The following is a 12,333-nucleotide window of genomic DNA, read 5'->3' as shown; positions in this document are numbered from 1 at the left end:
CCTGATTATAGTAAAAGTTTGCTGGCCAATCCTAAAATTAATAGGAAACCAAAAACGTCGGTAAAAGTAGTAATAATTATAGATGATGCAATGGCGGGATCGATACCAACCCGTTTTAAAATTAACGGAATACCAGCGCCAGTAATGCCTGCAATTATCAGGTTGCCCGTCATAGCCAGGAAGATAACCAATCCAAGCATTGGGTTTCCATCAAAAAAGTAAGCAAAAATAAATACGATTAATCCATTGGATGCACCATTTATTAAACCTACGGTAAATTCTTTTAAAACCGTACGATAGGCCTGTTTATCAGTCAAGTCATAAAGTGAAATACGCCTTACGGTTACGGCAAGTGCCTGGGTAGCTGCATTTCCACCCATCCCAGCAATAATGGTCATGTAGGCCGCTAAGGAAGGAATTAACTTAATGGTTGGATCGAAATAACGTACTACAGATGAAGCTAAAAATGCTGTACCAAGGTTGATAATTAACCATGGCAAACGCGATTTTACCGCTTCTACCCAGTTACCGCTCAATTCTTCATCTTCTGATACCCCCGAGATTTTCAAGATATCTTCGGTACTTTCAGCCTCCATTACATCGATCACATCATCGAATGTTACCCTACCGAGTAATTTCTGGTGATCATCTATTACTGGAATACTGGTTAAGTTATATTGAGAAATTAGGTTCGCCACTTCTTCCTGATCGGTATCGGGGTGCACATAAACTGCGTCTATTTTAACCAATTCAGTTATTTTGGCATTGTGTTTTGCTTTAATAATGTCTTTTAAAGAAACAATACCTTTAAAAATCTCCTCATCATCCACCACATAAATGGTGTAAAACTCCTCCATTTCTTCACTCTGCCGGATGATCTCGTCAATTGCATCTTTTTTAGTAAGGTTGATGTTTACACAGATCAGCTCCGTATTCATCAAACCACCCGCAGTTTTTTCGTCGTAAGTTAAAAGATTCCGGATTTCTGTGGCGTGATCTTCGGTAAGGTCTTCTAAAATCTCTTTCTGCTCATGATCCTCCAGTTGCGAAATGATGTCGGTCGCATCATCGTAATCCAGTTCTTCAACAATCTCCGTACGTTTATCGGGATGGAGCTCAAAAAGTAAATCTTCCGGATGGGATTCTTCATCCATCTCAGAAATAATCTCAGAAGCTATTTCTGCGGGAAGCAGGTTGATAATGTGCCGCTGCTCAGATTTATCTAAACGCTCAAACAAAATCGCGATTTCTGAGGCATGATACTCCTCTAAAACTACTTTTAAAGTTTCATCACCAGCTAAAATTGCATTTTTAACCTTGAGTACGTCGCTTTTATCTATTTCGAATGACTGCATCTATAACCTAACCAAAAACGCCCTAAAGCTACAAATATTAAAAATTGATTTTTACAATAAGTGACTTTTAATGTTAGTCATTTGATGTAATATTCTGATTATTTCCACTAAGCCATCCATTCCCAGCTTATAGAATATTAAATGCGATTTAACCGCCGAACACCTATACCCCTTTAATATGTGATCCATTATCTTACCATGTTCAAAATGGTTTGATAGATATTCACATTCACTAAGTAATAAACCGTAATATCTATCTGCTTGATCTTTAGACCAATTCTTAAATGTATATAACCAAATATCTTCCAGATCTATCTGCGCAAGTTCACTAATACGGTAGGTAACCATTATAAATGCTTGCGGTGCAACTCCTGTAAATGCTTTGCAGGGTCGAATTTTTTTACGAACCCACTTTCCTCTCCTATTTTTAGCGCTTCACGCAGCAATTCGATTTGCTTCTCTTCTTCCTCTAACAGCCTTAAACTTGTTCTAATTACCTCACTGGCAGAACTAAATTTCCCGGAGGCGATTTTTTCGCTGATAAAATTATCGAAATGATCGCCTAGCAGTATTGATGTATTTCGTCCCATAACTATATGTATTTACCTTAAATATACCAATAATTGGTATAGATACAAAATACTATTTAAACCAACCTTTACGCCAAAAGTAAATTACCTGCAAAATCGCAATCACAGCCATTACAATCCAGGTGTACAAATAACCATGTTCGGCGTATAATTCAGGCATATTGTCTTCTAATATCTTTCCGGTTGCAGGGTCTTCCCTACTAAAGTTCATCCCGTAAATCCCTGCAATAAAGGTTAATGGAATAAATATGGACGAAATGATGGTCAAAACCTTCATGATTTCGTTCATCCGGTTGCTGATAATGGATAAATTCATATCAATATTGGCTGAAGCGATCTCTTTTAATGACTCGATAAAATCAATGATCTGGATACAATGATCGTAGGCATCCTTCATGTAGGTTTTAGTGAGATCTGATATTAATGGACTATCGGTACGGATAATATCATTCAGTTTATCCCGCTCCGGCCAGGCTACTTTTCGGATCATGATCAACGACCTTTTAATCGCCTGTGTATCGTACATGATTCTCCGGTCAGGATGATCATATAAACGGTCTTCAATAGCATCCAGCTCTTCGCCCCAGAAATTTAACAAGGAAAAATAATTATCCACTATCACATCCATAATGGCATACATCAGGTAGCTAATGCCACCTATACGAATGTTTCCCTTCCCTATTTCCAAACGTTTTCTTACGGGCTCAAAACAATCGGCATAAGTTTCCTGAAAGGTAATCAAGGTACGTTCTGACAGGATAAAAGAAACCTGATCATTATTTAAAACATTCTCCTCATTTAAAAACAGATGCCTGCTCACTGCAAAAATGTACTTATCATTATCATATTCATCCAGCTTGGGGCGCTGGTAAGAACTGGTAATATCTTCTAATACAAGCCTGCTGATACCCAACTTTGAATAAAGTGTTTCGAATATATTGGGATCTGCTAATCCTTTAATGTCAAACCAATAGCAGAAATCTTTATTTTCAATCAGTTTATCAATATTATTGATATTCTCCAATTCCACTTTTTTATAACTTTTATCGTTATAAATATGAAGTACAATAACTGGCTTTAATGCGTCTTCATCAATAGTGTATAAACCCGGGCTGGTACCTGGGGTTGGAACTTTATAGTGCTTATGGCGGTTACGCGGCTTGTTTTTTCCCATACTTTATAAATATAGCCGGGCTTGCGGGCCCTGGTTAAACAACAAATCAACAATACTTAAGTTGGGCAAAAATTGATGTCTATCTTCAAAAACCTGATAATATGGCTTGTTTTTTACAATATCGTCCTCCTTTTTAGGATTCATAATGGTACGAAAATCCAGCTCAGGAGCAATATTATCAAAATATTCGGTAGTAACTTCGAAGCTTTTATTGAGCTTTAACTTTTTGGAGAGCCATTCTACCAATTCGAGGTTATAATCGAAAAGAAATTCAAATTTTTGATTATAAAACCGTGAAAGCTCATCTTCATAAAACTCAAAATAGGCTGAACTTCTATAGCAACTTTCTAAGCTCAACCAATGTAAACGTTGCCATTTAAAGTCATAACTAATCCGCACATCTTTCATTTGCGTGTGTGTTTTTGAACCTTTAACCACAGGAACGGTAATATCGAGTTTTCCGTTTGGAGAATAAATACTGGCCCTGTTGCGGTAAGTTTGCTTCGCTAAATGTTCATGTTTTTCGATTAAAAAATCTACCTCTAGCTTTTGTAATAAACTAAAATAGCCTACTGGTGGAAGATAAAATAATGGAAGTATAGCTGTATTCTGCATTTGAAAATTTATGTTTGTAGTTGAAACGTTTTAAAAATAATGATTAAAAGAGGGATTGCGCACGTTGGCGTATTTTTTTTATACCTGTTATCGCTGCTGCCTTTATCTTTGCTCTTTTTTTTTGCAAGATTACTATATTATCTGCTTTATTACGTAATAGGCTATAGAAAAAAAGTTGTCAGGCAGAATTTAACCCACTCTTTTCCCGAAAAACCTTTAGCTGAAATTAAGGCTATTGAGAAAAAATTCTTCCTCTATTTGGCTGAACTTATTTTCGAAATTATTAAAATGGCCAGTATTTCAAGAGCTGAAACTTTAAAACGGGTAAAATTTACTGGTTTGGAACAAGTAGAAACTCATTTTAAGGCTGGAGAAAGTGTGCTGGCTTGTACAGGCCATTATGGTAACTGGGAATTGGGCACGTTAGCCTTAGGTTTAAATATCTCTGCCAAAACGATGGTAATTTATAAACCCATTGGCAATAAGGTTTTTGGAAAGTGGTTTGATTGTGCGAGAACAAAATATGGGAATGTTTTTATCGCCATGCGGCAAACTTTGCGTGGGATAGCCGCTTATAAAAACGAACCCACACTTTTATGTTTTGCAAGTGACCAATCGCCAACCAGAGAGGAAACCAAATATTATGTAGATTTTCTTCACCAGCCCACTGCCGCACTTTTAGGTGTAGAAAAAATTGCAAAATCTACTAAAAGACCAATATACTATTTTAAAGTTAGCGTAGTTAAAAAAGGCTATTACCATATAGAAGTTTTGCCCATGTGCCTCGACCCGGAACGAATGCACGAATTCGGGATTACTGATCTGCACTTTAAGTTTTTAGAAAATATTATCAAAGAACAGCCTCAATATTGGCTTTGGAGCCATAAACGCTGGAAATTTAAACCCGAATAAGAAGAATGAACCCATCAGTAGCCGTTGTAATTTTAAACTGGAATGGAAAAGCATATTTACAGCAGTTTTTACCTGGAATTTTGCTTTCTGAATATGATAATCTGCAAATTGTTGTGGGCGATAATGCTTCCACCGATGATTCAGTTTTGTTTTTACAAGAAAATTTTCCCAGCGTTAAAATAATCCAGAACGACCAGAATTACGGTTTTGCTGCAGGCTATAACAAGGTTTTAGAACGTGTTGAGGCTGATTATTTTATCCTACTCAATTCGGATGTAGAGGTAACTCCCAATTGGATAAAGCCGGTAATTGATTTAATGGAAAGCGATACACAGATTGCGGCAGCACAGCCTAAAATTAAATGGCAGCTAAATAAAGAACAGTTTGAATATGCAGGCGCTGCTGGGGGGTATCTTGATATCTATTCTTTCCCTTTCTGCCGAGGCAGGCTATTTAATGTCTATGAGCTAGATAATGGTCAGTACAATGATAAAACGGAAGTTTTTTGGGCCAGTGGAGCTGCATTTTTTATTAAAAGCAAATGCTGGCAGGAAGCGGGCGGTTTAGATGCTGATCTTTTTGCTCATATGGAGGAGATAGATCTGTGCTGGCGTTTAAAGAACCTGAATTATAAAATAATGTACTGTCCGGACGCCGAAGTTTACCATGTAGGCGGTGGAACTTTGCAAACGGAGAATCCTTTTAAAACTTATCTCAATTTCAGAAACAACCTCATCATTATGCAGAAAAACCTTCCTGCCAGTGATGCCATTTTCCGAATTACGATCAGGATGTTTATTGATTTTATTGCGTGGTGGCACTTTTTGCTAACCGGAAAACCTAAATTTACAATGGCCGTAACTAAAGGTCATTGGCATTTTCTTAAATCGCTTTCAAAAACGAACAAAAAGCGGAAGGCTGTTCAAAAAGCATATAGTCAACATGCTGGAGTATATAACAACAGCGTTGTTTGGGCGTTTTTTATTAAGAAAATTAAATATTTTTCGAACTTGAAGTAAGAACCTTGCGTCATTTCGACTGAAGCTCACCGATTTTTCATCGGTAGCGGAATGGAGAAATCTTTTTAATTAGCCATTATAGATTTCTCGACTGCGTTGCACTTCGCTCGAAATGACGACCGCGGATTTCTTTTGATTTGGCGTGCTGTCAGATGTTGCCATCTGACAGAATTAATATCAGAATAGATTAAATCAGCAAACTTTCAATAGCTAAACGATAACCATTCATACCAAAGCCAGTTAAAACACCTTGACAGTTTTTACCGGTTAAAGAAACATGACGGTATTCTTCCCGCGCATAAATATTAGATATATGTACCTCAACCACAGGGGTTTTAATAGCTGCAATCGCATCAGCAATGGCCACGGAAGTATGGGTGTAACCTCCTGCATTAAGCACTACCCCATCATAACTAAAACCAACTTCATGCAATTTATTAATGATTTCGCCCTCAACATTACTCTGATAGTATTCAATTTCTATATCCGGATAAACCGTTTTTAATTCTTTAATATAATCTTCAATACTGGTGCTCCCATATATAGATGGCTCGCGTACACCTAATAAGTTTAAGTTTGGGCCGTTAATAATTTGTATTTTCATAATATAATGTTGTAACGTTGCAATGTTATAAAAAATCTCAAATAAAAGCATGCTTTGGCCATCATATATTAAAGGATTTAAATCGTATTTAAAGTTAGAGCGGTCGTTATCTGGTAATTCTGTTGATGCCTATCTGAGCGATATTGATAAATTGATCCAGTATTTTCAATCTTTAAACGAAGAGCGTAAACTAACTGACATTACCATAATTGATCTAAAATCCTTTATCTCTTGGTTAAATGAACTGGGTATGCAAGCCAGTACACAGGCTAGGGTAATATCAGGATTAAAAGCTTTCTTCGCTTATTTAATGCTCGAAGATATAATTTCAAATGATCCTACGGCATTGCTTGAGGCGCCAAAACTCAGCAGAAAATTACCCGATACATTGAACATTTACGAGATTAACGAACTTATTTCTGCCATAGATGCTTCAAAGCCTGAGGGCATGCGCAATAAAGCCATTATGGAAGTGTTATATGGCTGCGGCTTGCGTGTAACTGAATTAACCGAATTAAGGATCTCAAATCTGTTCCCACAGATCGAATTTATAAAAGTAATTGGAAAAGGAAATAAAGAACGTTTAGTGCCCATCGGAAGCGTAGCCTTAAAACTGCTCGATATTTACATTAACGAAGTACGTGTGCATGCTAATATTAAAAAGGGGCATGAAGATTTCATCTTTTTAAACCGTTTTGGCGCTAAACTTTCGCGTATTTCGATTTTTAACCTGATTAAGAGCCTGGCTATATCTACCGGACTAAAGAAAACAATCAGTCCACATACGTTAAGGCATTCTTTCGCCACACATTTAATTGAAGGTGGTGCCGATTTGCGTGCCGTACAAGAAATGCTTGGCCATTCGAGTATTACCACTACAGAAATTTATACGCACATTGATAGAGATTATTTAAGAGAGGTAATTACACAGTTTCATCCGAGGGCTTAATTGAAGAGCAGAAAGACTAAAGCGCCTTTAATTATAGATCCTGAAACAAGTTCAGGAGGACGAACGCCGAGGGATTTTAGTCCTCAGCAACAAATCTTCTAACTTCCTGCCTCTGACCTCAAATAGCTTAAATCCCTGCCCTCACCATCCTGTCTTTACCTTGCATATCTTGTCTTAACTCAATATTAATAAAGCCTTTATCTGCTAGCATTTCAATCGTTTCGTTGCCTAAATATTCGTTAATTTCGAAATAAAGTTGCCCGTTGGGTTTTAAGTTTGTTCTTGCAAAATCAGCAATAGCTTTATAAAATATTAAGGGGTTTTCGTCACGAACAAATAATGCTAAATGTGGTTCGTACACCAACACGTTATTATGCATATCCGCTTTCTCTAAATCTCTGATATAGGGTGGATTACTTACGATGATATCAAATTTTTCTTCAGATTTGAAAGTCAAAATGTCTGCTTCAATAAATTTGATCCTCACATTGATCTGTTCAGCATTTTCTTTGGCTACAGCGATGGCATTAGCAGAAACATCCAGTGTTGATACTTCAGCTTTTGACAAATGTTTTTTAAGTGTGATGGGAATGCATCCAGAGCCGGTTCCAATATCAAGAATACTCATTTTATGGTTAGTATTAACTAAAAATTGCGAACTGTTATCTGAAATGATCCAATCTACCAGTTCTTCTGTTTCTGGCCTCGGAATAAGCACCTGTTCATTAACTTTAAACACAGCACCGTAAAAATGGGCTTCTTCCAAAATATGTTGAATCGGTTTTCCGATCTGCAAATCGTTAAGGATGCTCAAAAGTTTCTGCATATTGATAAAGCTGATATCGATATCTTTTTGCATGATCAATTTAGCTGAAGATAAAGCCAAAACTTGCTCGGCAGCAATACCAAATAATGCTTTTGCTTCATTACTATCGTATAAAGGCTCAAGTTCGAGTTCGTAATGCGTCGCTAGTTCTCCTATCTTCATATTTACAAAATTACTTAATTGGGATGATAACGACTCTCTTTTGATAAGGCCATGACTCTTTTTTTACTACTTTTGCCCTAATGAGCGATGAATTTTATATAAAACGCTGTCTTGACCTAGCAGCCTTAGCTTTAGGGAATGTTAGTCCGAACCCAATGGTTGGCTGTGTTATCGTTTTAGACGGAAAAATTATCGGAGAAGGATATCATCAGGAATATGGAAAATCGCACGCCGAACCTAATGCCGTTAAAGCTGTTTTTGATAAATACGGCGATGAGGCTGAAACGCTCTTGAAACAGGGTACTGCTTACGTTAATCTAGAGCCCTGTGCGCATTTTGGCAAAACGCCTCCCTGTGCTGATTTATTAGTAAAACATCAGCTAAAGAAAGTGGTGATTGGCAATAGAGACCCTTTTTCAGGTGTTGATGGTAAAGGCATCGAAAAACTCAGAAATGCAGGAATTGAAGTGGTGAGTGGGATTTTGGATGATAAATGCCGCTATTTCAATAGAAGATTTTTTACCAGGATAGAAAAGCAAAGACCCTACATCATTTTAAAATGGGCCGAAACCGCAAATGGTTATTTTGCAACGAAGGATGGTCACCAGAAATGGATCAGTGGAACTTTGGCCAAACGTTTGGCGCATCAATGGCGTAGCGAAGAAGATGCAATCCTGATCGGCAAACAAACCGCCATTATGGATAATCCGCAGTTAACTTCTCGTGAATGGCCTGGCAAAAACCCTATCCGTTTGGTAATCGACAAGAGTCTTCAGGTGCCAATAACGAACCATATCTTCAATACAGCAGCCAAAACCATCATCTTTAATGAGGTTAAAACTGATGTAATTGAAAATATCCATTATATCCAGATGGAAGATATGCACTTTTATTTAGCGCAAAAAATCGCCTTTCAACTTTACCTGATGGATATACAATCGGTAATTATTGAAGGCGGCGCCAATATTTTAAGTCAATTTTTAAATACCAACCTATGGGATGAAGCACGTATTTTTACTTCATCTGCCAGCTGGAGTGATGGGGCTTCATCTCCAAACATTAATGGAAATCTGCAGGAAACAGTACAAATCGGAAATGACAAACTCTCTATCTATCTAAACGACATCAAATAAATGATTTACATTATTTTAAGCATTTGCTGTAGTGTCACCGTAGCCGTTTTATTAAAGCTGGCAAAACGGTACCAAATCAGTATTATTCAAGCCGTTACTATTAATTATTTTACTGCATTAAGCTTATGTTTTCTTTTTTTTAAGCCCGATGTTAAACTGATCACCCCTACCGCACCATGGCCTATTTATATTGCCCTGGCAATTCTATTGCCGTCGATATTTTTATTCCTTGCAGCATCGGTAAAGAACCTTGGCATTGTTAAAACAGATATAGCACAACGTTTATCGCTATTTATCCCAATACTGGCGGCTTATTTTATCTTTAAAGAAGATTTTAATAACCTGAAAATTATCAGCCTGGTGATTGGTTTTGTGGCTATTTTCTTAACTTTTCTTCGAAAATCTGATCAGGAAGAAGGCAATAAAGGAAGCCTGCTCTACCCCATTATGGTTTTCGTCGGTTTTGGGGTAATCGACGTACTTTTTAAACAAATCGCATTATATAAAGAATTGCCCTATACCACCTCGCTTTTTACTGTTTTTTGCCTGGCATTTATGGTTTCATTGCTTATTGTAATTTCGATGGTAGTGGCTGGCAAAATAAAAATACAACTGGTAAATGTGCTTTGTGGATTTATTTTAGGCTTCTTCAATTTTGGGAATATCCTTTTTTACATGAAAGCCCATAAAGCGCTGGCAGAAAATCCATCTACCGTTTTTGCAGCGATGAATTTAGGCGTAATCATAGTAGGTACCTTAATTGGTGTTATTGCTTTTAAAGAAAAGCTGAGCAAGTTAAATTACGCAGGCATCATCTTCGCTATTGCTGCTATTATTTTCATTACACTATCGCAAAATGCTGTTCGATGATTCTTATAAAACCATCGAAAGTGCCTCAGAGGGTATCTTTCGAGATAAAGGGAGCAAATTTATTGCATACGCCTATCCTATCCGTAGTGAAGTAGAATTAAAGCCGGTTATCACCAAACTTCGCGCAGAACATGTTAAGGCCAATCATTTTTGTTATGCATATCGTTTAACACCAGATCGATCTGTTTATCGAATGAATGATGATGGCGAACCTTCGGGCACCGCAGGCAGGCCAATCCTGAACTGTTTATTATCGGAAGACCTGACTAATATTCTAATCGTTGTTGTACGTTATTTCGGTGGAACCTTGCTGGGTGTTCCAGGTTTAATTAATGCATACAAAACGGCTAGTGTTGAGGCAATTAAAGCAGCTTCGGTTATCAGTAAAACCGTGAATGATGTTTACGAAGCGCATTTCGATTACCTTCAGATGAACGATGTAATGAAGTTGAGCAAAGAGGAGAACTTACAGATTTTGGCGCAACAGTTTGATACCAATTGTATATTGAAATTTGAAGTCAGAAAAGCACAACTCAATCAGGTTTTAAGTAAATTTGATAAAATTGAAGGTGTTAAGTTAAAATACCTGCAAACCGTTTAATAACCACATATTAAAATAGTGAACATAGATAAAATTTACGTGAATCATTGAAATCAGCGGGCAAAATAAACCAAATATGAAAATATCCGAAAGCGACTTAATCATCAATCCTGATGGCAGCATATACCACCTAAACCTTTTACCTGGTGATATTGCTGATACTGTAATTACCGTTGGCGATCCCGACCGCGTTGGCGAGGTAAGCAAATATTTCGACAAAATAGAATTTAAAAAAGGTAAACGCGAATTTATCACCCATACTGGGTATTTGGGCAAAAAGCGCATTACTGTACTCTCAACAGGCATTGGCACGGATAACATTGATATTGTTTTTAATGAGTTGGATGCCCTGGTTAATGTTGATTTTGAAACCCGTGAAATTAAAAAAGAGCTTACTTCATTAAATATTATCAGAGTAGGTACCTCTGGCGCTGTTCAACCGGATATTCCGATGGGAACAATTTTAGCTTCTTCTTACGGCCTAGGGATGGATGCCTTAATGAATTATTACCTTCAAAAATTATCTGGTGATGAACAGATTTTAATGGATGATATCAAAACACACTTTGGGCATCTTAAAAATATCAATCCTTATTTAACGGCAGCGAGTGAAACATTATTGAATACGATTGGAAAAGATATGGCGAAAGGCATAACCATTACAGCGCCTGGCTTTTATGCTCCACAGGGTAGAATTGTACGTGCTAAAAACGCGGTTCCCGATTTTATTGGCTTGATTAACAGTTTTAAAAGCAATCAGCACCGCATTACCAATCTGGAAATGGAAACCGCAGGGATTTATGCATTAGCCAAAGTTTTAGGTCACAACGCAATTTCAGTAAATGCCATTTTAGCCAGTCGTGTAAACTTTGAATTTAGCAAAGAACCAAATAAAATTGTAGCGCAAGCGATAAAAATGGTGCTTGAAAGGATTTAGTTATGGCGGAGTCATCACTAATTAACTTAAGTGTTCTAAGATGTCTCAGATGGTAAAAAACAAGCCTAACGCACACACAAACCTCTAAACATGCATCCATGCAAAAAACTAGAAGTGTCAGATGGCAACATCTGACACCACGAAAAGAACAAAAAGGCCCGAAATTTCGGGCCTTTTTTCTTAATATTTTATACTGTAGGTATTGTTTCTTTTACGAGTTCATTGCCTTCAGCATCTAAATAAGTACATGTCATTTCTTCGAGGTCGGTTACCCATTTCTCTACGCCTGCATCTGCGGCTTGCTTGCAAAAGGTAATATAGTCGGTTTCTCCTTGCTGATGTACTTTCAAAGCATGGCTTAACTTACCAGCAGAGGGTTCATCATTTATAGTCAAAGTCGGATATTCATCAGGACTGATCTGCTGTACATTATCTTCATCATCGAAATAAATTGACAGGCCGTTGGATACATATACATCGTTTCGCTTAACACCCATTTCCTTAATTTCTTTAATAAACTGAGGGAAATCTGCACCAGTTTTAATTTTTGATTCTGCTGCCCGGATGTCTTCGATGGTGAACATAA

At 37.3% G+C, this 12,333-nt stretch carries 15 protein-coding genes; 7 read left to right on the top strand and 8 right to left on the bottom strand.

All coding sequences use genetic code 11. The features are described 5' to 3' along the window. Window positions 1–5: 5 nt before the first annotated feature. From mgtE to LQ201_RS08220, 5 genes are read right to left on the bottom strand one after another with little or no spacing between them, the layout of a single operon-like run. On the bottom strand, window positions 6–1,355 hold the full coding sequence (gene mgtE, locus LQ201_RS08235; protein ID WP_230141146.1) for a magnesium transporter: 1,350 nt from the start codon (window positions 1,353–1,355) through the stop codon (window positions 6–8). A gap of 51 nt (window positions 1,356–1,406) precedes the next feature. Continuing rightward, window positions 1,407–1,703, bottom strand: a complete 297-nt coding sequence (locus LQ201_RS25720; protein ID WP_371823039.1) for a type II toxin-antitoxin system RelE/ParE family toxin — start codon at window positions 1,701–1,703, stop codon at window positions 1,407–1,409. Then, window positions 1,703–1,945, bottom strand: a complete 243-nt coding sequence (locus LQ201_RS08230) for a type II toxin-antitoxin system ParD family antitoxin (RefSeq protein ID WP_230141144.1) — start codon at window positions 1,943–1,945, stop codon at window positions 1,703–1,705. The genes LQ201_RS25720 and LQ201_RS08230 overlap by 1 nt, the downstream gene beginning before the upstream one ends. Window positions 1,946–1,997: 52 nt before the next feature. Continuing rightward, window positions 1,998–3,119, bottom strand: coding sequence for a magnesium/cobalt transporter CorA (gene corA, locus LQ201_RS08225; RefSeq protein WP_230141142.1), 1,122 nt, complete (start codon window positions 3,117–3,119; stop codon window positions 1,998–2,000). 3 nt (window positions 3,120–3,122) lie between these two features. Further along, window positions 3,123–3,734 (bottom strand): WbqC family protein, encoded by a 612-nt coding sequence (locus LQ201_RS08220; RefSeq protein ID WP_230141140.1) that lies wholly within the window; start codon window positions 3,732–3,734, stop codon window positions 3,123–3,125. A gap of 39 nt (window positions 3,735–3,773) precedes the next feature. On the opposite strand from LQ201_RS08220, the gene LQ201_RS08215 reads away from it, so the two are divergent. Both LQ201_RS08215 and LQ201_RS08210 read left to right on the top strand, forming a co-directional pair. Then, window positions 3,774–4,646: a lysophospholipid acyltransferase family protein gene (locus tag LQ201_RS08215; protein ID WP_230141139.1), complete on the top strand. Its 873-nt coding sequence runs from the start codon at window positions 3,774–3,776 to the stop codon at window positions 4,644–4,646. Window positions 4,647–4,651: 5 nt separating this feature from the next. Continuing rightward, window positions 4,652–5,665, top strand: coding sequence for a glycosyltransferase family 2 protein (locus tag LQ201_RS08210; RefSeq protein ID WP_230141137.1), 1,014 nt, complete (start codon window positions 4,652–4,654; stop codon window positions 5,663–5,665). A gap of 187 nt (window positions 5,666–5,852) precedes the next feature. On the opposite strand, the gene aroQ is transcribed toward LQ201_RS08210, so the two are convergent. After that, the gene (aroQ, locus tag LQ201_RS08205; protein WP_230141135.1) at window positions 5,853–6,269 is read right to left on the bottom strand and encodes a type II 3-dehydroquinate dehydratase; all 417 of its coding nucleotides are present in this window, start codon (window positions 6,267–6,269) and stop codon (window positions 5,853–5,855) included. 49 nt (window positions 6,270–6,318) lie between these two features. Between aroQ and xerD the strand changes: the two genes are divergently transcribed. Next, window positions 6,319–7,218: a site-specific tyrosine recombinase XerD gene (gene xerD, locus LQ201_RS08200; RefSeq protein ID WP_230141133.1), complete on the top strand. Its 900-nt coding sequence runs from the start codon at window positions 6,319–6,321 to the stop codon at window positions 7,216–7,218. Between the two features lie 127 nt (window positions 7,219–7,345). Here xerD and prmC read toward each other — a convergent pair whose 3' ends face one another. Continuing rightward, window positions 7,346–8,206, bottom strand: a complete 861-nt coding sequence (prmC, locus tag LQ201_RS08195; RefSeq protein ID WP_230141131.1) for a peptide chain release factor N(5)-glutamine methyltransferase — start codon at window positions 8,204–8,206, stop codon at window positions 7,346–7,348. 80 nt (window positions 8,207–8,286) lie between these two features. Between prmC and ribD the strand changes: the two genes are divergently transcribed. The 4 genes from ribD to LQ201_RS08175 all read left to right on the top strand — a co-directional run bounded on the left by ribD (window position 8,287) and on the right by LQ201_RS08175 (window position 11,747). Then, window positions 8,287–9,339, top strand: coding sequence for a bifunctional diaminohydroxyphosphoribosylaminopyrimidine deaminase/5-amino-6-(5-phosphoribosylamino)uracil reductase RibD (ribD, locus tag LQ201_RS08190; RefSeq protein ID WP_230141128.1), 1,053 nt, complete (start codon window positions 8,287–8,289; stop codon window positions 9,337–9,339). Next, on the top strand, window positions 9,340–10,209 hold the full coding sequence (locus tag LQ201_RS08185) for a DMT family transporter (protein WP_230141121.1): 870 nt from the start codon (window positions 9,340–9,342) through the stop codon (window positions 10,207–10,209). Then, on the top strand, window positions 10,196–10,810 hold the full coding sequence (locus tag LQ201_RS08180) for a YigZ family protein (RefSeq protein WP_230141119.1): 615 nt from the start codon (window positions 10,196–10,198) through the stop codon (window positions 10,808–10,810). Before LQ201_RS08185 ends, LQ201_RS08180 begins: the two co-directional genes overlap by 14 nt. Window positions 10,811–10,886: 76 nt before the next feature. Beyond that, a complete protein-coding gene (locus LQ201_RS08175) occupies window positions 10,887–11,747 on the top strand; it encodes a nucleoside phosphorylase (protein ID WP_230141118.1) in 861 nt (286 codons plus the stop codon). A gap of 188 nt (window positions 11,748–11,935) precedes the next feature. Here the strand turns inward: LQ201_RS08175 and LQ201_RS08170 are convergent, their stop codons facing one another. After that, complete coding sequence (locus tag LQ201_RS08170; RefSeq protein WP_230141116.1) at window positions 11,936–12,331, bottom strand: DUF1398 domain-containing protein; 396 nt, start codon at window positions 12,329–12,331, stop codon at window positions 11,936–11,938. Between the last annotated feature and the right edge of the window lie 2 nt (window positions 12,332–12,333).

This window comes from Pedobacter sp. Bi126 (assembly GCF_918698245.1).
Classification (GTDB): domain Bacteria; phylum Bacteroidota; class Bacteroidia; order Sphingobacteriales; family Sphingobacteriaceae; genus Pedobacter.
This window is presented reverse-complemented; position numbering and strand designations above follow the sequence as displayed.

Bases quoted from the DNA above. Each gene is read 5' to 3' on its own strand.
- aroQ (WP_230141135.1), bottom strand. From the start codon at position 6,269: ATGAAAATACAAATTATTAACGGCCCAAACTTAAACTTATTAGGTGTA.
- LQ201_RS08170 (WP_230141116.1), bottom strand. From the start codon at position 12,331: ATGTTCACCATCGAAGACATCCGGGCAGCAGAATCAAAAATTAAAACT.
- prmC (WP_230141131.1), bottom strand. From the start codon at position 8,206: ATGAAGATAGGAGAACTAGCGACGCATTACGAACTCGAACTTGAGCCT.
- LQ201_RS08215 (WP_230141139.1), top strand. From the start codon at position 3,774: ATGATTAAAAGAGGGATTGCGCACGTTGGCGTATTTTTTTTATACCTG.
- LQ201_RS08175 (WP_230141118.1), top strand. From the start codon at position 10,887: ATGAAAATATCCGAAAGCGACTTAATCATCAATCCTGATGGCAGCATA.
- corA (WP_230141142.1), bottom strand. From the start codon at position 3,119: ATGGGAAAAAACAAGCCGCGTAACCGCCATAAGCACTATAAAGTTCCA.
- LQ201_RS08230 (WP_230141144.1), bottom strand. From the start codon at position 1,945: ATGGGACGAAATACATCAATACTGCTAGGCGATCATTTCGATAATTTT.
- LQ201_RS08180 (WP_230141119.1), top strand. From the start codon at position 10,196: ATGCTGTTCGATGATTCTTATAAAACCATCGAAAGTGCCTCAGAGGGT.
- mgtE (WP_230141146.1), bottom strand. From the start codon at position 1,355: ATGCAGTCATTCGAAATAGATAAAAGCGACGTACTCAAGGTTAAAAAT.
- LQ201_RS25720 (WP_371823039.1), bottom strand. From the start codon at position 1,703: ATGGTTACCTACCGTATTAGTGAACTTGCGCAGATAGATCTGGAAGAT.
- xerD (WP_230141133.1), top strand. From the start codon at position 6,319: ATGCTTTGGCCATCATATATTAAAGGATTTAAATCGTATTTAAAGTTA.
- ribD (WP_230141128.1), top strand. From the start codon at position 8,287: ATGAGCGATGAATTTTATATAAAACGCTGTCTTGACCTAGCAGCCTTA.
- LQ201_RS08185 (WP_230141121.1), top strand. From the start codon at position 9,340: ATGATTTACATTATTTTAAGCATTTGCTGTAGTGTCACCGTAGCCGTT.
- LQ201_RS08220 (WP_230141140.1), bottom strand. From the start codon at position 3,734: ATGCAGAATACAGCTATACTTCCATTATTTTATCTTCCACCAGTAGGC.
- LQ201_RS08210 (WP_230141137.1), top strand. From the start codon at position 4,652: ATGAACCCATCAGTAGCCGTTGTAATTTTAAACTGGAATGGAAAAGCA.